Here is a 17,349-nt window from a genome sequence, read left to right on the forward strand (position 1 = left end):
TTGTCCGGGAATTCTCACCCCCCGGACAGGGGCACCCCGTCCCGGACGACGGCGGCCGCCGCGGTGCTTTCCCCGATGACGAATGCGGGTTCCACGGTGCCGGGTTCGGCCGGTCCGCCGTCGAGCTGGCGCACGGCCCGGCGGACGGCCAGCGCCCCCAGTTCGGCCGCCGGCACCACCACCGCGGCAGGCCGGATCCGCTGCTGGCGCGCCACCGTGTCCGAGCAGACCGCGACGACGGAGATGTCGCCGGGGACCCGCAGCCCGCGTTGCCGCAGGGTGCCCATGACCAGCGGGAGGGCGGCTTCGTCGTGGACGACCAGCGCGGTCGGGCCGCCTTCGGCGAGGAGCTCGTCCAAGCAGCGGGCAACGTCTTCGGCGGCCGGTGCGCACGGTCGGTTGTGCGCTTCCACGCCGCGCTCCCCGGCGGCCGTCCGGAAGCTCTCCGCGAAGCCCTTCAGGTACCGAAGCCGGTGGCCGGGCAGCGTGTCCGACGGCCCGAGCTGGGCGACCGACCGGTGGCCCAGCTCGGCGAGGTGGGCGAGGCAGGCCCGGCCGGCCGGTGCGAAGTCGAGCGTCACCGACGCCAGTCCGCGGTGCTGTCCCGGCGCACCGACCAGCACCGCGGGCCGGCCGGAGGCCAGCAACACGGGCACGCGCGGGTCGTCGGCGCCGGCGTCCAGCACGATCACCGCGTCGGCCAGCGCGGCCGACGTCACCCGGTGCAGGCCCGAGCTGCCTTCGTCGTCGGTGACCAGGAGCAGGTCGAAGCCCAGTTCGCGGGCCGCGCCCGCGGCCGCGGAGAAGAACTCCATTTCCATGCCCAGCTGCCGGTTGCCGAGCGGCGGCACCGCCACCGCGAGGACGCCGGCGCGGGGCGACGGTGTGCCGCCGCGGCGCCGGTAGCCGAGGGTGCGGATGGTTTCCTCGACCCGGCGCCGGGTGGCGGGGGAGATCGTCCGCTTCCCGGTGATGACGTAGGACACCGTGCTCGCCGAGACACCGGCGGCGTTCGCCACGTCGGTGATCGTCACCGCGCCGCGGCCGCCACCGGTCGGCTCGTCCGCCACGTCGCGGAAATTCGTCATTTCGTGAGGACTTTCTCGAGACCCATTGTCCGGTCCGTTGTCCGGCCGGAAGTTAGCGCTAACAAGAAGGGGTGGATGTCGACCTTAATGCCGGGCAATGCCGCTGGTCAAGCCACCTTCGTCGGAGGCCCGGAAACGCCCGGGCGCCGATTCATTCCCCGGGACGGCAGTCGGTCACCGGCATCCCGCGGTTGCCGCCGCGGGCCAGGGCGATGAAGCCGAAGGTGGTCGATTCGCCGGGCTTCAGCACCGCATTCCACTCGACGTTCGCGATCACCGAGGTGGCGCCGGTCCGCACGAGCCTGCCGTTCCAGAGGTCGTCGATGCTCATCCCGGCCGGGGTCGGCCAGCTCACCGTCCACCCGGTGATCTCGGCCCGCCCGCTGTTGCGGACGGTCACCAGCCCCTGGAAGCCGCCGTCCCACGACTTCACGACCTGGTAGCGCGCGGCGCAGCCGGCGGGACCCGTGGTCCGGGACGCCGGCGGCAAGGCGCTGGTCGAGGGCGTCGTGGACGGTGCCGACGCGAGCTGGGCCGCCGCGCTCGTGGGCTCCCGGCCGGGCGCGATCGACGTCGCCGCCACGACGCCGGCCGCCGTCAGCACCAGCGCCGTCCCGGCGAAGGCCACCCGGGAGCGCCGGCGCCGGGCCGGTGCGGGCGCGCTGTCCGCCGGTGCCGCCACCGGGGCCAGGCCGGGCGCGGTGGCGCGGGTCAGCAGCCGCGCCGCCCCGGCCATCGCGGGGCGGGCGGCCGGATCCCGGTTGAGCAGCCGCAGGACGGTGTCGGTGACCGGCCCGCTGGTGGCGGGCGGGGTCACGGCGCCGGCGCCGACCCGTTTGAGCAGGGCCAGCTGGTTCTCGTCGGTGCCGAACGGCGGCCGCCCTTCGAGCGCGGTGTAGAGCGTCGCGCCGAGCGAGTAGACGTCGGAGGGGAAGCCGGGTTCGGCGCCGTCCGCGACTTCCGGGGCGAGGTAGGCCGGCGTGCCGACGACCAGCCCGCGGCCGGTGGCGGTGCCTTCCCCGCGCGCGTGGGCCACCCCGAAGTCGGTGATCTTCGCCGAGCCGTCCTTGGTGACCAGGACGTTGTTCGGGCTGATGTCGCGGTGCACCACGCCTTCCGCGTGCGCCGCGGCCAGCGCCGAGGCGAGCTGGGCGCCCAGTTCGGCCACGTACTCGGGAACCAGCGGGCCGTGCTCCTCGAGCAGGTCGGTCAGCGTGCGGGCCGCCAGGTACTCCATCGCGATGTAGGCCGCGGATCCCTGCTCGACGACGTCGTACACGACGACGGCGTGCGGGTGCCGCAGCCGGGCGGTGACCCGGGCCTCCCGGATCGTCCGGTCGCGCGTGCGCTCCGCGGCCGCCGGGTCGGCGGGGGAGTCGGGGAAGAGCTGTTTGATCGCGACCAGCCGGTCGAGACGCTCGTCCTTCGCCCGCCACACGGTCCCCATCGCGCCGTGACCCGCCCGGCCGAGTACGCGGTACCGGCCGGCGATCACTGCCCCTTCGTGCACGGGCACGCTCCCCTCTGCTCGTCTCCGTCGTCAGGGAACACGGCCAGGCCCGGCGCGCAGTTCGGCCGGCCGGACCAATTCACTCACCTGGGTGGGGGTACGAAATGGCGTTCGACGTATTCGTTCCGGATGCCGGAAACTGCACCGGCCGGTACGGAAGAAATGGCGATCCGGTTGTGACGGAACGATAACGGTCTCAGTTTGCCTGGCAGCTGAGGACCGGGACGGCGGGCCGGCCGGCCGTGGTGTTCTGGTTCAGCCCGAACGACGCCGACCCGTCCGGCTCGACGAGAGCGTTCCAGCCCGCGTCGGTGACGGTCACCGACGAACCGGTCTGGCTCAGCGTGCCGTTCCAGAGGTCCCGGATGCCGGACCCGCCGGGCTGGACCCAGGTCACCGTCCAGCCGGTCAGCCGCGTCGGCCGGTCGTTGTGCACGGTCACCTGCGCCTGGGCGCCGTCCGGCCAGACGTTCGTGATCTCGTAGCGCGCGGTGCACCCGGACGGCGTGGCCGGCTCGGGCGGAGGGGGCGAGGTGGGGTGGCGGGCCGGCCCGTCGGTCGCGCGGGCCGGCACCGGCGCGGGTGCCGTCGTCGTGCTGCTGACGGTGCGGTCGGCGGTGATCGTCGTCGGCGGGTGCTCGACGGGGGCCGCGGTGGTGGTTCCGGGCCGGTCGGCGAGAGCGAGGCCGGCCGCCACGCTCACCGACGTCAGGCCGGCGGCGATCCCGGTCACGACGGCGCGGCGGAGCCGGGGCCGGCGGGGCGCGCCGGCCGGGACCGGCTTGCCGACGACGGCCAGCAGGTCCACCGTCTCCTGCATCGACGGGCGCGCGGCCGGGTCGCGTTCGAGCATCCGCAGCAGCACGGCGGTCAGCGGGCCGCCGTGGGCCGGCGGGGTGAGCTGGTTCTCGGTGATCCGCCGGAGCAGGGTGATCGGGTCGTCGCTGGTGCCGAACGGCGGCGTGCCCTCCAACGCGGTGTAGAGGGTGGCGCCGAGCGAGTAGACGTCGGACGGCAGGCCGGCTTCACCGCCGCGGGCGACTTCCGGGGCCAGGTAGGGGAGGGTGCCGACGATGACGCCGTCGTCGGCGGCCGGGTGCTCGCCGAGCGCGCGCGAGATGCCGAAGTCGGTGATCCGGGCGACGCCGTCGTCGGTGACGAGGACGTTGTTGGGCGTGACGTCCCGGTGCAGGATCCAGTCGCCGTGCGCGGCGGCCAGCGCCGCGCCGATCTGCCGCCCGAGCCGCAGCACGTCGCACCGGGGCAGCGGCCCGCGTTGGACGAGGAGCTCGGTCAGCGAACGCGCGGGCACGTACTCCATGACCAGGTACATCGAGCCGGCGTCCTCGAAGACGTCGTACACCGCGACGGCGTGCGGGTGCCGCAGCCGGGACGCCAGCCGCGCCTCCCGGAGCGCACGTTCGCAGACGTCGCCGCCCGCGCCCGGCTCGTGCAGGAATTGCTTGACGGCCACGACACGGTCCAGCCGCTCGTCCCGGGCGCGCCACACCAGGCTCATCGCGCCGCGGCCGAGGTGCCCCAGGAGCCGATACCGCCCGTTGACGAGCTGTTCCTCGAAAGCCACCCACACCCCTGCACCGGTCGATGAAAACGATGACTTTTTAGCAGAAGACGGACGTTCGGTGGGGGTTCGGGACCGAGTGGATCGAGAACCGTTATCCGGCTCGGCAGTGGCGCATTCCGGGAATTCGTCGGGTGTACGTCCGAATTCGACGAATTCGGTGGCCGTGCGGAAGCCGCCGCCGTGGAGGCGTACGGTGTTGGCGTCGCGGTTCAACCGGCAGCCGCCGCCAGCTCCCCTGCGTCCGTCCCGTGGGTGAGCCGGGGGGCGGGGCCGCCTCCCGGCCGTCCCTCGCTTCGAGGAGGCCTGTGTTGCTCGACCAGATCGCCGCTCCGCAGTTTCGCGTCGACGTCCCGTCCGCGATGACCCTGAGGGTGACCGCCACCGTGGAGGCGACGACCGTCGCGGTCCGCGGCGAGATCGACCTGCCGGTGCTGGGCCGGCTCCGGACCCGGCTGGGCGAGGAGATCGACCTCGCCCCGCGCGCCCTGGTGCTGGATTTGTCGGGAGTGTCCTTCTGCGGCGCGGGAGGGATCACCGAGCTGCTGGTGGCGGCTTCGGAGGCGCACGTGAGCGGGGTGCCGTTCGCGATCGTGACGGCGGGCCGGGCGGTGCTGCGGCCGGTCCGGGTGCTGGGCCTGGAGCGCCTGCTGCCGATCCACCGGAGTGCCGAAGCGGCGATGGACTGGCTGGCCGTGCTGCCCCGGCTGCGGGAGAGCGAGCGGAGCTGACCGCAGCTGCGCCTCAGCGCGCCGGAAGGTCCTGAATGACTCATTCAGGACCTCCGGCGCCCTGGATGAGTCATTCAGGACACCGGCAACAGCCGGAGAGAGCCCTCGGTTCTTCGGCTGCGCGAGAGATCATGGCCGGTTCACGCGCTGCCGCTGCGGCACGACGACGTACTTGGGGTCCTTTGTGGACTCGATGCCCGCCTCGAACACCCCGAAGCGCTGCAGCGCGCTCCCGGCCAGCAGCGCTGCCCCGGCCGCCACCGAGACGGCGCGGCTGCGGTGCCCGGCCAGCGCGCCCAGCAGACCCGCCGCGGTCAGGCGCTCCGACCACTTCCGCAGCCGGTGCGCCTTGCCCGTCGTGTACGCCTCCGCCGTGAGGCCGAGCCGGTTCTCCAGCACCTTCGACGCCACCAGTTCCGTCGCGGCACCGAAGACCGCCAGCGCCCGCGCCGGGCCGGCCTCCTCGACCGGGATCAGCGCCATCGCGAAGCCGCCCGAACTCGCCGCCGCCGAGCCGGTGAACACGAACGGCAGCTCGGCGTGGGCCTCGTGCCAGGCCGGGACCGCCGTCTGCGACAGCAGCACCGCCGTGTACGACGCGACCGCCGGTGCGACGAGCGCCGACGACAGTCCCGCGGGCCGGGCCGCCGCGCGCAGGAGCCGGCCGGGCAGAGAGCGGCGCAGCCCGGCGGGCAGCACCTCGGCGGCCGCCGCGACGCCCGCCCCCGGGCCGAACGCGGTCAGGATCCACGTGCCCACGCTCATCGGCGACGTCGGTTTCGCGACGCGCAGCATGTGGTGGAAGCGCTCCGGCCGCCCGAGGTCGGCGACCAGCAGGTAGCCGCTGGCGAGCAGCGCCGCCAGCGAACCCGTGCGGCCCACCCGGCGCAGCGCGGGCCGCCCGGTCAGGTCCGCCCCGGCGGCCAGCAGCGACGTCCCGGCCGCGAGCCCGCCGGTGAACAGGTACGCCGGCACCTTCCACTCCCACACCGGCGGCTTGAGCACCGGCCGCCCGTAGTAGGACCGGAACTCGGCGCGGGGCACCATCAGCTCCTCCCCGGAGCCACCGCGTTTGCGGCGGCCGAACACGCGCGCCCGGGTGTCGGCGGCGCCGGCGTCGCTGCGCGGTTCGCGCGGGGTCATCGGCGCCTCCTCCCGAACGAGGCGACCGCGGCGGCCAGCAGGGCCGACGCCGCCATCCCGGCGTACTTCCACATCGCGGGCAGCTCGCGGGTCGGCACCACCGGATCCGGCGGCAGCCCGTAGACCTCGGGTTCGTCCAGCAGCAGGAAGAACGCGCCGTTGCCGCCGACGCCGTCGCCCGGGTCGTGGCCGTAGAGCCGCGCCTCGGGGACGCCGCGTTCGTGCAGGTCCTCGACGCGGCGGGCCGCCCGCTCGCGCAGGTCGTCGAGTTCCCCGAACTGGATCGAGTCGGTCGGGCAGGCCTTGGCGCAGGCCGGCTCGAGGCCGTCGTGGAGCCGGTCGTAGCAGAGCGTGCACTTCTGCGCCCGCCCGTCGCCCGGCCGCCGGTCGATGACGCCGTACGGGCAGCCCGAGACGCAGTAGCCGCAGCCGTTGCAGATGTCCTGCTGCACCACGACCGTGCCGAACTCGGTGCGGAACAGCGCGCCGGTCGGGCAGACGTCGAGGCAGCCGGCGTGGGTGCAGTGCTTGCACACGTCCGACGCCATCAGCCAGCGGAAGTCGGTCCGGCCCTCGGTGCCGGTCTTCGCGCCGGGCAGGTCGAACGAGGGCATCCCGAGATCTTCCGGCGCCCGCGGCAGGGGAGAGGTGCCCAGCTCGCCGCCTCCGCGCGGCGCCTCCCGCACCTCGTCGGCGACGAACGCGGTGGTCACGTCGATCGCGGAAGGCCCCGTCGGCAGCCCCTCGAGCCCGGGCGACTGGCCGCCGAGCGGGCGCTGCTGCTCGATGAAGGCCACGTGCCGCCACGAGTTCGCGCCGAGCGCGCCGGTGTTGTCGAACGACATCCCGAGCAGGTCCAGCCCGTCCTCGGGGACGTCGTTCCACTCCTTGCAGGCGACTTCGCAGGCCTTGCAGCCGATGCACACCGAGGTGTCGGTGAAGAACCCGACGCGCGGCGGGTGCCCGGTGTGCCCGGCCTCGCCGGCGACGTCCGGCAGCGGCCCGGACAGCCGGTTCTCGATGGTCATGATCCGTCCTCCGTGGCGTGGCCGGGTTCGACGTGCTCGGTGCCGTGCAGGGTCGACACCCGGGTACCCGTCTCCGGCGTGATGCCCGCCCGCGCGCGGTACTCCGCGAGCAACGCGAGCAGCTCGGCACCGCGCGGCCGCCGGCCCGGCCGGACGTCGCAGGTGGCGACCTTGCTCTCCTGGATGAACACGTTCGGGTCCACCACCACGCCGAACAGGTCGTTCACGACGTCCCGGGACACCAGCCCGGAGCCGCCCCAGTGGTAGGGCATCCACACCTGGTGCACCACCCGGTCCTGCACCCGCAGCGGCGCCATCCGGTCGGTGACGAACACCCGCGCCTCGACGGCCGCCCGCGCGGTCACGACGTGCGCCCAGCCCAGGTGCGCCAGCCCGCGCAGCTGCGCGAGCTCGGGGGAGACCTCGACGAACAGGTCCGGCTGCAGCTCCGACAGGTACGGCAGCGTCCGGCTCATCCCGCCCGCGGTGTGGTGCTCGGTGAGCCGGGCGGCGGTGAACACGAACGGGAACACTTCGCTGCCGTTCTCGGGCGGCGACGGGTGCGACGGATTGTCGCGACGGCCGTAGACCTTCCGCGCCGGGTTGCCCTGCTGGGTGTAGAAGAGGTTCCGGAACGGCGATTCGTGCGGTTCGTAGTGCGTCGGCAGCGGGCCGTCGACCAGCCCCGCCGGCGCGAACAGCCACGCCTTGCCGTCCGACTGCATGATGAACGGGTCGTCGCCGCGCAACGCGGCCGGGCCGACGGCGCCCGGCGGCGGGACGTGGTCGGGCGGTTTGGTCTTCTCGAAGTCGGGGACGTCGTGGCCGGTCCATTCGCGCCGGTCGGCGTCCCACCACACCAGGGCCTTGCGCTCGCTCCACGGACGGCCTTCGGGGTCGGCGGACGCGCGGTTGTAGAGCACCCGCCGGTTCAGCGGCCACACCCAGCCCCATTCCCGCGCGTACAGGTCCTGTTCGAAGCGGGACTTGCGGCGCGCGGCCTGGTTGACGCCGTCGGCGTAGACGCCGCTGTAGATCCAGCAGCCGCAGGACGTACTGCCGTCGGCCTTGAGGTCGAGGTAGCCGCCGACCTCCGTGCCGGTGGTGAGGTCCTGGCCGTTGATCCGCCGCAGCACGTCCTCGGCGGACGGCTCGTCGCCGTGGACCTCGTGGTCCCAGGCGAGGTCGAGCACCGGCCGGTCGCGCTCGTCGATGGAGTCCGCCAGCCGCTCCCGCAGCAGCCGGCCCAGGTGGTGGAAGAACCACAGCTCCGAGCGCTGGTCCTCGGCCGGCTCGACGGCTTTTTCGCGCCACTGCAGCATGCGCTGGGTCTGGGTGAACGTCCCTTCCTTCTCGACGTGCGAGGCGGCGGGGAAGAAGAACACCTCGGTGCGGCACTGCTCCGGCACGATCTCGCCGGTCTCGATCTCCGGCGCGTCCTTCCAGAAGGTGGCGCTTTCGATCATCGTCAGGTCGCGGACGACGAGCCAGTCGAGGTTGGCCATGCCGAGCCGCTGCAGCCGGCCGTGCGCGGACCCGACGGCGGGGTTCTGGCCGAGCAGGAAGTAGCCGGAGACCTTGCCGTCGACCATGTCCATGACCGTGCGGTAGGTGCCGTGGTCGCCGTTGATCCGCGGCAGGTAGCCGTAGCAGAAGTCGTTGTCGGCGGTGGCTTTGTCGCCCCAGTACTCCTTGAGCAGTGACACGGTGTAGGCGTCGGCGTTGCGCCAGAAGCCCTTCTGCTTGTCGCCGCGGACACTGCCGAGGTAGTCGTCCAGGGTGGCCTGCTCGGGCGTCGGCATCGGCAGGTAGCCGGGGAGCAGGTTGAACAGCGTCGGGATGTCGGTCGAGCCCTGGATGCTCGCGTGCCCGCGCAGCGCGAACACGCCGCCGCCGGGCCGTCCGATGTTGCCGAGCAGCAGCTGGATGATCGAGCCGGCCCGGATGTACTGGGCGCCGACGCTGTGCTGCGTCCAGCCGACGCTGTAGACGAGCGCGGCGGTGCGTTCGCGGCCGGAGTTGCGCGTCCAGGCGTCACAGACCCGCCGGAAGAGCTCCTTCGGCGTGCCACAGGTGGCCTCGACCATTTCGGGCGTGTAGCGGGCGAAGTGGCGCTTGAGGATCTGGAACACGCAGCGCGAGTGCTGCAGCGTCGGGTCGGCGGCGATCTCCTCGCTGCCGCCTTCGAGCACCGGGCCGCCCGAGCCGTGCTGGTCCGACGCCGACGTCTCCTTGCCGTGCCCGCCGCCCTCGGCCGGCCGGATGCTCTCGTAGTGCCAGGTCGCGGGGTCGTAACCGGCTTTGGCCTCGTCGTAGCCGCTGAACAGGCCGTCGAGGTCCTCGGTGTCGCGGTAGTCCTCGGACACCAGGAAAGAGGCGTTGGTGTAGGCGACCACGTACTCGCGGAAGTCGAGGTCGTTGCTCAGGATGTGGTTGATCACCCCGCCGAGGAACGCGATGTCCGTGCCGGCCCGGAGCGGGACGTGGGCATCGGCCAGCGCGCTCGTCCGGGTGAAGCGCGGGTCGATGTGGAACACCTCGGCCCCGCGGGCCTTCGCCTCCAGCACCCACTGGAACCCCACCGGGTGCGCCTCGGCCATGTTCGAGCCCATGATGACGACGCAGTCGGCGTTCTGCAGGTCCTGCTGGTAGTCCGTCGCGCCACCGCGACCGAAGGAAGTCCCCAGACCGGGAACGGTGGCGGAGTGTCAAATACGGGCCTGGTTTTCGATCTGGATCGCGCCGAGGGCGGTGAAGAGCTTCTTGATCAGGTAGTTCTCTTCGTTGTCCAGGGTGGCGCCGCCGAGGCTGGCGAGGCCCATGGTCCGGCGCAGCGGCCGGCCGTGGTCGTCGGTGTCCTGCCAGCCTTTGCGGCGGGCGTCCAGCACGCGATCGGCGACCATGTCCATGGCCGTGCCGAGGTCCAGTTCGGTCCAGTCGGTGGCGTAGGGCGCGCGGGTAGCGGACCTTCCGTTCGCGCTGCGGGCCGGTGACCAGCTGCTTGCTCGCCGAGCCCTTGGGGCAGAGCCGGCCGCGGGAGATCGGGCTGTGCGGGTCGCCTTCGATCTGGACGACCTTCTCGTCCTTGACGAAGACCTGCTGCCCACACCCGACGGCGCAGTAGGGGCAGACGGACTTGGCCACCCGGTCGGCGCTCGCGGTGCGCGGGGCGAGGGCTTCGGAGCGCGGGGATTCGGCGGCCTTGCCCCGGCCGAGCGGGTCGGTGCCGGTGAGCTGCCGGTAGACGGGCCAGGATTCGAGCCACTGCCGTGGTCCCATGTCACCTCCCGCTCGCGTCAGGCCTGACTACCCGGGACCGGCCGAGCCCAAACCGGAGCGGCGGGTCCGGCGTCTTGAATGACTCATTCCTGGCGTCGGACGCCAGGAATGAGTCATTCAAGGCAGTGGCCGGGGTGGGGTGGCGTCAGGTGGAGAACGGCGAGGACGCGCCCTCGGCGCGGGTGCGGCCGCGGCGGCCGGCGGCGGCGAGGGGCTGGGCGATCTCCTCCAGCGACTTGCCCTCCGCGTCCACCGCCAGGAACCGGGCCACCAGGCCGCCCGCGATCATCACCGCCGCGCCCAGCAGGTAGCCGACGAACAGGCGGACCGGGTGCTCGCCCGTGCCGATCAGGGCGCCGTAGATCACCGGGCCCAGCGCGCCGAAGCACTGCGCTATCGCAAAGAACACCGCGATCGCCTTGGCCCGGACCTCCAGGGGGAAGATCTCGCTCACCGTCAGATAGCCCGCGCTCGCGCCGGCGGAGGCGAAGAAGAAGATCACGCACCACGCGATCGTCTGCGTGACCGCGTTCAGCGTCCCCGCGTAGAACAGGACCGCCGTGATCGCGAGCAGGACCCCGGACACGATGTACGTGCCGGAGATCATCTTGCGGCGGCCGAGGGTGTCGAACAGGTGACCGATCGTGAACGGGCCGACCAGGTTGCCCACCGCGAACGCGATCAGGTAGATCGGCGTCGCCTCGGACGACACCCCGTAGAACTTGCCGAGCACCAGCGTGTAGGTGAAGAAGATCGCGTTGTACAGGAACGACTGGCTGATCATCAGCGACGCGCCCAGTACCGCCCTCGACGGGTAATCGCGGAACAACACCCTGGCCAGGGCCACGTACCCGATCCGCTCGGCCGGTGTCACCTCGATCGCCTTCTTCTCGTCGACCGGCGGCAGGCTACGGCCGCCGTGCTCGACCTCCTGCTCGATCTGGGCGATCGACTTCTCCGCCGCGTCGGCCTTGCCGTGCATGATCTGCCACCGCGGGCTCTCCGGCAGGTGCCGCCGCACCAGCAGGATCACCAGCCCGAGCACCGGCCCGATGAGGAAGCCCAGCCGCCAGCCCAGGGAGAGGTCCATCCGGTTGAGCAGGATGTAGGTCCCGATCGTCCCCAGCACGGCCCCGGCCCAGTAGGTGCCGTTGACGGCGATGTCCACCCGGCCCCGGTAGCGGGCCGGGATCAGCTCGTCGATCGCCGAGTTGATGGCCGCGTACTCGCCGCCGATGCCCATGCCGGCCACGAACCTCGTCGCGTAGAGGAAGATCACCCAGCCCGCGCCGTTGCCGAGGGTCAGCGCCGTCAGACCGCTGCCCACGAGGTAGACGGCCAGGGTCAGCATGAAGAGGTTCCGGCGGCCGAGCTTGTCGGAGAGACTGCCGAAGAACAGCGCCCCGACCACCTCGCCGGCCAGGTAGATCGTGGCCAGCAACCCGACGGCCGCCGACGACATGTTCAGCGTCTCGGGCTTGGTGAGGGTGTCGGCGACCGCGCTGGCCACCGTGATCTCCAGGCCGTCGAGGATCCAGGCCACCCCGAGGGCGACCACCATCCGGGTGTGGAACGGGGACCAGGGCAACCGGTCGATGCGTGCCGGGATCAGCGTCCGCACCCCGGTGGACGCCGGATCGGGTGTTGCCGCCATGACAACCTCCTTGAGAGCAAAACCGCTCCGCGTGGCTTCCCCCGTCTTCCCGCGGTGAAACACGATTAGGTCGATTCGTGTGGTGACGGCTTGTGATCAGCCGGGGGTCGTCGCTAACGTGGCGCGCGAGCGGGTCGTGCAGGAGCCGCGGTGCCCGTTCGTGCCGTGTTTTTCCGAAGATGGGGTGTTTTCGCGTGGCGTCCTCGAAGGGGCGATTGCGGGTCTCCTGCTCGTACGGTGAGCCGGTGCACCTGACCTTGGCCGGTGAGCTCGACGCCGGCACGGTGTGCGCTGTCGTGGGGGCGGTGGCCGCTGCCCTGTCCGGCAGCCCGCGGGTGATCTTGCTGGACCTGGCGGAACTGCACTTCCTCGGCGCGGCGGGGGTCCGCGCGCTGAGCGTGGTGACCGGCCACGCCGCCGCCCGGAACGCCCGGCTCCGCGTCGTCACCGGCGGCACCACGGTGGCGACCCGGGCGCTGCGGCTCACCGGGGCGGACCGGGTGCTGGACGTCTACCCCGACCGCGCCGCCGCCCTCGACGCCGGTGACGGCCGCGAGTTCCTCAGGTTGACCGCCCGGATGTGGAACAGCTGACCGTCCACTCGGAATCAAGCTGATTTCCCACGGGGCTTTGACGCCGGCCGCGGGGCTCGAGCGGGGCGTCCTGTCCCTGCTTGGCAGCTGTGTTCACCGACGCCAAGGCCGCCGCGTGGATCTCCTCAGCGCTGAACCTTGGCCGCCGCGAAGTAGGCGTTCGAGGGGCCGGTGAACGACAGCACGACGCCGATCACCGCCGCGAGCACCGCGACGTAGCCGCCGATCGTGCTCTGGCCGGTCAGCACCGAGAGCAGCTGCAGGGCGGCGAGCACGGTAAGGGCGGCACGCCGGGCCAGCCGATCGGCGGCCCGCCCGGGGTGCAGGACGAGCCGAAGGGGTCCAACCCGTCGTGGGTGCAGTGCGGCTGCGGCCGGCGGACCGCGGGCGACCCGGTCGACACGGCGACCGGCGCGTTCGGCGAGGACTTCACCGACCTGAGCACGCCCGGCCGGCTGCCGCTGGAGTTCAAGCGCAGTTACGCCGAAAGCGTCGCCGATCCCAACGGGCCCAACAAGACGCTCGCCGTGGACGGGCCGTTCGGCTTCGGCTGGACCGACTCCTACCACCTGACCTCCGCGACCGACGGCACCACCGGCAACGTCACGGTGAAGCAGGAGGACGGCTCCGCGGTCACCTTCGTCGCCGGCGGCGGTGCCTACACGGTGTCGGCGCCGCGGTACGACGCGACGCTGGTCGAGTCCGGCACGACGTACGTCTACACGCGTCGCGGCAGCCAGGTCTTCACCTTCGACGTCGCGAGCGGCCGGCTGACGGCCGTCACGGACCTGGCCGGGAGCAAGGCTTCCCCGCCGTACCAGCTCACCCTCGGCTACGACGGGTCCGGCCACCTGGCCACCGTCACCGATCCCGCCCAGCGCGCCTACACGCTGACCTGGAACGGGAACCACATCACCGCGGTGACCGACGCCGCCGGCCGCAAGGTCACCTACGGCTACGACGCCGCCGGGAACCTCACCGACGTCTACGGGGCAGGCACCACCCGCACACCGTCCACTCTGGACGACGACCACGCCCGGTACACCTACGACGGCAACCACCTCATGACGTCGATGCGGTCACCGGCCGACTTCGCCGGGCCGGCGACGGCGGTGACGGCGATGACGTACGACAGCACCGAGCGGGTGAAGACGCAGACCGACCCGAACGGCCACACCACGACGTTCACCTACGGCCCGGACGGCGGCCTCGCCGCCGGCCAGACCCTGGTGACCGACCTGGCCGGACACCAGACGCTCGACACGTACCAGAACACGCTGCTGGTCTCGGAGACCAAGGGCTACGGCAGCGCCGACGCCGGGACGACGTCGTACACCTACGACCCGGTGACCCTCGGGGTGAGCACCCAGACCGACGCCGACGGCGACCTGACCACCTACCTACGACGACCACGGGAACCGGACGTCGCAGTCCGACGCGCTCGGCTTCACGACCGACTTCCAGTACGACGACGCCGGAAACCTCCTCGAGACGATCGATCCCGGCGGCGTCGCGACGGTGAACCAGTACGACCAGGCCGGCCACGTCCCGGCGGGCGCCGCCGGCGTCCACGACCTCACCGCCACCACCCGGACGAAGGCGAACAACGTCGTCGAGTCCGTCACCGGGAACTTCGGCCCGGCACCGACCCGCACGGCGAACTACTTCTACGACGACGCCGCCCACCCCGGCGACCGGACCCGGGCGACCGACCCGAACGGCAAGACCACCACGACGGCGTTCGACGGCTTCGGCGACAAGGTCTCCGAGACCGACGGCGCCGGGGACAAGACCCAGTACGGCTACGACACCGCGACCGGCCTCCTGACCTCGCAGGTCGACGGCAACGGCACGGCCGCGGGGATCGCCCCCGGCTGCGTGCCCCCGGCCAAGGGCTGCACGACCTACGGCCACGACGCCCACGGCAACGTCACCTCGGCCACGGACCCGCTCGGGCACCGGAGCACCACCGGCTACGACGCGGACTCGAACAAGAAGTCGGTCACCGACGCGAACAACCACACGACGGTGTGGACCTACGACCCGGCCGACCAGCTGACCAAGACCACCGCCGCCGACAACAGCACGCAGGTGACCGGCTACAACCCCGACGGCACCGTCGCCGACACCGTTGACGGGCTGAACGCCCAGACCACCTACGGCTACGACGGGCAGGGCCGCCGGACCTCACGCACGGACCCGGACCACCGCACGACGACCTCGCACCTCGACCCGGCGGGCCGCACGCTCACCACGACGGACCCGGCGGGCCGGGTCACCACCTTCGGGTACGACGCGACCGGCCGGACGAAGACGGTGTCCTATTCGGATGGTGTCACCCCGGGCGTCACCTTCGGCTACGACCCCTCGGGCCGGAAGATCGCCATGACCGACGGCACCGGGACCTCGACCTGGACGTACAACAGCTTCGGGGAGATCGTCGCCCAGACGCAGGGTTCGGGCGCGGCGGCCGGGTACGGCTACGACGACAACGGCAACCAGACGTCGATCACCTACCCGGGCCAGGCCACGGCGGTGCTCCGGACCTTCGACGACGCCGAGCGGCTCAAGACCGTGACCGACTGGAACACGAACAAGACCACCTTCGGGTACGACAACGACGGCGGGGTCAAGACCACGGCCTACCCGAACGGAACCACCGTCACCAACGGCTACGACGACGCGGCCCGGCTCGCCGGCACGTCGGCCGCCACTGGCGCCACGACGGTGTACGCGATGACGTTCGGGCGGGATCCGGTGGGACAGCTCGCCTCCAGCCAGACTGCGGGGGTGTCGCAGACCTACGGCTACAACCCGAAGAACCAGCTGACCGCCGAAGGCACGACGACCTACGGCGTCGACGCGGCCGACAACCCGACCAAGGTCGGCGCGGCCACCCAGGCGTTCGACCCGGCCGGGCGGCTGTGCTGGACCCTGTCGTCCGGCACGGCCCCGAACCCCACCTGCGGGACGGTCCCCGGCGGCGCGATCGCGTACACCTCGGACGAACAGGGCGCCCGGAAGACGGCGGGCTCGACGAGCTACACCTACGACCAGGCCGAGCGGCTGACGGCGATCACCGGCGCGTCGTCCGCGACCTACCGGTACGACGGGGACGGTCTCCGGGTCTCGAAGACCGTCGGCGGCACCACCACGACGTTCGTCTGGGACGCGGGGCAGACGCCGGGCCTCCTTACCGACGCCACGAACGCCTACCTGTACGGCCCCGGCGGTGCCCCGATCGAACAGATCGGCGCGGGCGGCTCCGCGTGGTTCGTGCACGACCAGGTGGGCTCGACCCGGGCCCTGCTCGACGCCTCCGGCGCGGTGACCGGCACGTACGCGTTCACCCCCTACGGCGTGGCGACGCACAGCGGCGCGGCAGCCACCCCGCTGCAGTTCACCGGGCAGTTCACCGACGCCGAGTCCGGCCTGGTCTACCTGCGCGCCCGCTACTACGACCCGGCGACGGCGCTTTTCCTGACGGTGGACCCGAAGGTCGACCAGACGCACTCGCCGTACGCCTACACCTCGGACAACCCGCTCAACCTGACCGACATCACCGGGCTGAGCTGGTGGAACCCGTTCAGCTGGTCCGCGGACACCTGGAGCGACATCGGCACCTACGCCGGGTACGCGGGGCTCGCCGTCGGCGCGATCGGCCTCGGGCTGGCGACGTTCGGCGTCGGCGACGTCCTGATCGGGGGCGCGGTGACGGTCGGCGTGGTCGCGGACGTCACGGCCACCGCGCTCGGCGCCGTGAGCACCGGGGTCACGTGCTGGCAGCACCCCGTCAGCATCGGGTGCGGCCTGGGCATCCTGTCGACCGGGCTCGGCGCGATCGGCACCTGGGCGGATTGGGGCTTCGCGCCCGGTTCGTGGGGCATGTTCGCCAACCTCAATTCACTCACCTCGGGCATTGCGGGCACGGTGTGGGACCTGAACGTGCACGCCGAAGAGGGTGGGGGTGGCGGCGGCACCGCCGCGCCCGCGCCGCGCACGTATTCTCCGTACGGCGGGCAGACGGTTGTTTGCTGACGCGAACCGATCGGACGGGCGGATGACAGGATACGGCCGGGACCGGGAACGCCGGCGGCGCACCCGGACGCTGCTCGGCATCGGCTATCTGGCGGCGTTGACGGCGCTGCTGGGCCTCAAGACCGGCTGGGTCCCGGCGGTGGTCACCTTGCTCGGCCTGCTCGCGCTGGTGTACGCGGTGCCCACGGTGATCATGTGGCGCGACGCCCGTGCGGAGCGCCGGCGGCGGGCGGCGGGGGAGCCGCCGTCGTGGCCGGCCCAGCTGCCGGCGCAGGTGGCGCTGCGGCTCGGGGCCAAGGCACCCGGCCGCCACGCCCGCCGCGTCGACGAGGTGGGCGAGCTGCTCGGCCGGCTGTCCCTCCGGGACGGCGAACTGCGTTGGGAGCCGCGGAAAGGCGACCGCGACCGCGGCACCGGCGCGCTGACGTTCGACCGGTCGTGGACCGCGCAGGTCGTTTCCCTGTGGGGCCCGGGAGATCAGGGCTGCCTGACGCTCACGTCCCCCGACGGCACGGCGGCGGACATCTGGGTCCGCCACCCCGCCGACCTCCGCCGGGCCTTGACGACCCTCGTCCCCTAGTACTGCAGGGCGAGATCTTTGTTCGGTGCGGCCGAAGACAGCCTGCCAGGACAATCCTGGACGCCGGCCTGCCGGTCTGCCGCAGCTGGTCGTGAGTGGTAATTCGGGTTAGAACCCGAATTA

The 17,349-nt window shown here is 72.2% G+C and carries 12 protein-coding genes and 2 pseudogenes; 5 read left to right on the forward strand and 9 right to left on the reverse strand.

Features of this window, described 5'->3' with window-relative positions; all coding sequences use genetic code 11:
• Positions 1 to 14: 14 nt before the first annotated feature.
• The 3 genes from ACLJQF_RS46650 to ACLJQF_RS46660 form a co-directional block, all read right to left on the reverse strand.
• Positions 15 to 1,088, reverse strand: coding sequence for a LacI family DNA-binding transcriptional regulator (locus ACLJQF_RS46650; protein ID WP_410616946.1), 1,074 nt, complete (start codon positions 1,086 to 1,088; stop codon positions 15 to 17).
• 151 nt (positions 1,089 to 1,239) lie between these two features.
• Positions 1,240 to 2,598 (reverse strand): serine/threonine-protein kinase, encoded by a 1,359-nt coding sequence (locus tag ACLJQF_RS46655; RefSeq protein WP_410616947.1) that lies wholly within the window; start codon positions 2,596 to 2,598, stop codon positions 1,240 to 1,242.
• A 196-nt stretch (positions 2,599 to 2,794) separates the two neighbouring features.
• Positions 2,795 to 4,183, reverse strand: coding sequence for a protein kinase domain-containing protein (locus tag ACLJQF_RS46660; RefSeq protein WP_410616949.1), 1,389 nt, complete (start codon positions 4,181 to 4,183; stop codon positions 2,795 to 2,797).
• 308 nt (positions 4,184 to 4,491) lie between these two features.
• Between ACLJQF_RS46660 and ACLJQF_RS46665 the strand changes: the two genes are divergently transcribed.
• Positions 4,492 to 4,911 (forward strand): STAS domain-containing protein, encoded by a 420-nt coding sequence (locus ACLJQF_RS46665; protein WP_410616951.1) that lies wholly within the window; start codon positions 4,492 to 4,494, stop codon positions 4,909 to 4,911.
• A gap of 129 nt (positions 4,912 to 5,040) precedes the next feature.
• Here the strand turns inward: ACLJQF_RS46665 and nrfD are convergent, their stop codons facing one another.
• From nrfD to ACLJQF_RS46685, 4 genes and pseudogenes are all read right to left on the reverse strand, one after another.
• Positions 5,041 to 6,054, reverse strand: coding sequence for an NrfD/PsrC family molybdoenzyme membrane anchor subunit (gene nrfD, locus ACLJQF_RS46670; RefSeq protein ID WP_410616952.1), 1,014 nt, complete (start codon positions 6,052 to 6,054; stop codon positions 5,041 to 5,043).
• Entirely contained in the window at positions 6,051 to 7,082 is a 1,032-nt protein-coding gene (locus ACLJQF_RS46675) for a 4Fe-4S dicluster domain-containing protein (RefSeq protein ID WP_410616954.1), read from the reverse strand. The genes nrfD and ACLJQF_RS46675 overlap by 4 nt, the downstream gene beginning before the upstream one ends.
• Positions 7,079 to 10,361, reverse strand: a pseudogene (gene fdh / locus ACLJQF_RS46680) (formate dehydrogenase). The gene ACLJQF_RS46675 and the pseudogene fdh overlap by 4 nt, the downstream one beginning before the upstream one ends.
• A 145-nt stretch (positions 10,362 to 10,506) precedes the next feature.
• Complete coding sequence (locus ACLJQF_RS46685) at positions 10,507 to 12,015, reverse strand: MFS transporter (protein ID WP_410616956.1); 1,509 nt, start codon at positions 12,013 to 12,015, stop codon at positions 10,507 to 10,509.
• Between the two features lie 245 nt (positions 12,016 to 12,260).
• Here ACLJQF_RS46685 and ACLJQF_RS46690 point away from each other — a divergent pair, with 245 nt between their 5' ends.
• On the forward strand, positions 12,261 to 12,608 hold the full coding sequence (locus tag ACLJQF_RS46690; RefSeq protein ID WP_410616957.1) for an STAS domain-containing protein: 348 nt from the start codon (positions 12,261 to 12,263) through the stop codon (positions 12,606 to 12,608).
• Positions 12,609 to 12,733: 125 nt separating this feature from the next.
• Here the strand turns inward: ACLJQF_RS46690 and ACLJQF_RS46695 are convergent, their stop codons facing one another.
• Positions 12,734 to 12,883 carry a hypothetical protein gene (locus ACLJQF_RS46695; protein WP_410616959.1) on the reverse strand — a complete coding sequence of 50 codons (150 nt, stop codon included), beginning with the start codon at positions 12,881 to 12,883 and terminating at the stop codon, positions 12,734 to 12,736.
• Between the two features lie 81 nt (positions 12,884 to 12,964).
• Between ACLJQF_RS46695 and ACLJQF_RS46700 the strand changes: the two are divergent.
• Positions 12,965 to 13,189 (forward strand): annotated as a pseudogene (locus ACLJQF_RS46700) (DUF6531 domain-containing protein); the annotation flags it as partial.
• A 464-nt stretch (positions 13,190 to 13,653) separates the two neighbouring features.
• On the opposite strand, the gene ACLJQF_RS46705 reads toward ACLJQF_RS46700, so the two are convergent.
• Positions 13,654 to 13,788, reverse strand: coding sequence for a hypothetical protein (locus tag ACLJQF_RS46705; protein WP_410616963.1), 135 nt, complete (start codon positions 13,786 to 13,788; stop codon positions 13,654 to 13,656).
• A gap of 338 nt (positions 13,789 to 14,126) precedes the next feature.
• Between ACLJQF_RS46705 and ACLJQF_RS46710 the strand changes: the two genes are divergently transcribed.
• The gene (locus ACLJQF_RS46710; protein WP_410616960.1) at positions 14,127 to 16,646 is read left to right on the forward strand and encodes an RHS repeat-associated core domain-containing protein; all 2,520 of its coding nucleotides are present in this window, start codon (positions 14,127 to 14,129) and stop codon (positions 16,644 to 16,646) included.
• A 22-nt stretch (positions 16,647 to 16,668) separates the two neighbouring features.
• Entirely contained in the window at positions 16,669 to 17,226 is a 558-nt protein-coding gene (locus ACLJQF_RS46715; RefSeq protein WP_410616961.1) for a hypothetical protein, read from the forward strand.
• Positions 17,227 to 17,349 lie beyond the last annotated feature (123 nt).

The sequence above is a fragment of the Amycolatopsis sp. lyj-109 genome, from assembly GCF_046548995.1.
Lineage (GTDB): Bacteria > Actinomycetota > Actinomycetes > Mycobacteriales > Pseudonocardiaceae > Amycolatopsis.